We start from the raw sequence: 1,331 nt of genomic DNA on the forward strand, positions 1-1,331 counted from the left end.
GTCAACGGCGGCATATCGTTCTGGTACGCGGACGACGGCCTGCCCGCCGCACGCGAACCCCTCACCTCCGACGCCACGGCGGACGTCTGCGTCGTCGGCGGCGGCTACACCGGCCTGTGGACCGCGTACTACCTCAAGAAGGCCGCCCCCTTCCTGCGCATCACCGTCCTCGAGCAGAAGTTCTGCGGCTACGGCGCCTCCGGCCGCAACGGCGGCTGGCTCTACAACGGCATCGCGGGCCGCGACCGCTACGCCAAGCTGCACGGCCACGAGGCCGCGGTCCGCCTCCAGCAGGCCATGAACGCGACGGTCGGCGAAGTGATCCGCACCGCGTCCGAGGAGTCCGTCGAGGCGGACATCCACCAGGGCGGCGTACTCGAAGTGGCGTACACACCCGCCCAGTTGGCGCGCCTGAAGTCCTTCCACGAGACCGAACTCTCCTACGGCGAGAAGGACCGCACCCTGCTCGGCGCCCGCGAGACCGCCGAGCGGATCCGCGTCGCGGGCGCCGTCGGCTCCACCTGGACGCCGCACGGCGCGCGCCTGCACCCAGTGAAGCTGGTCAAGGGCCTGGCACGGGCGGTTGAGGCCCTCGGCGTCACGATCCACGAGTCGACGCCGGTCACGGAGATCAAGCCGAAACACGCGGTCACCCCGTACGGCACGGTCCGCGCCCCCTACATCCTGCGCTGCACGGAGGGCTTCACGGCCTCCCTCAAGGGCCAGCGCCGCACCTGGCTCCCGATGAACTCCTCGATGATCGCGACGGAGCCCCTGACGCCCGCCCAGTGGGAGTCGATCGGCTGGGAGGGCCGCGAAACCCTCGGCGACATGGCCCACGCGTACATGTACGCCCTGCGCACCGCCGACGACCGCATCGCGCTCGGCGGCCGCGGCATCCCCTACCGCTACGGCTCGAGAACGGACAACGACGGCCGCACGCAGGCCGCCACGATCGACGCACTCCACACCATCCTCACCCGCTTCTTCCCCCAACTGGCCGGAGTCCGCGTGGCCCACGCCTGGTCCGGCGTGCTCGGCGTCCCTCGCGACTGGTGCGCGACGGTCACCCTGGACCGCGCGACGGGCCTCGGCTGGGCGGGCGGCTACGTCGGCTCGGGCGTGGCCACCGCCAACCTCGCCGCCCGCACCCTGCGCGACCTGGTCCAACAGGACTCGGGCCAGGCGGGCCCCACGGACCTCACCACCCTCCCCTGGGTCAACCACAAGGTCCGCAAGTGGGAACCGGAACCCTTCCGCTGGCTGGGCGTCCACGGCATGTACGCCACCTACAACGCGGCCGACCACCGCGAACGCACCACCCCCACCAC

1 protein-coding gene is annotated in these 1,331 nt (G+C 71.7%); it reads left to right on the forward strand.

The genetic code is table 11. The features are described from left to right. The coding region (locus GKQ77_RS32770) for an NAD(P)/FAD-dependent oxidoreductase (protein WP_219692786.1) at positions 1-1,331 on the forward strand (1,331 nt) is incomplete at both ends.

The sequence above is a fragment of the Streptomyces anatolicus genome, from assembly GCF_019400875.1.
In the GTDB taxonomy this organism is placed as follows: Bacteria; Actinomycetota; Actinomycetes; order Streptomycetales; family Streptomycetaceae; genus Streptomyces; species Streptomyces anatolicus.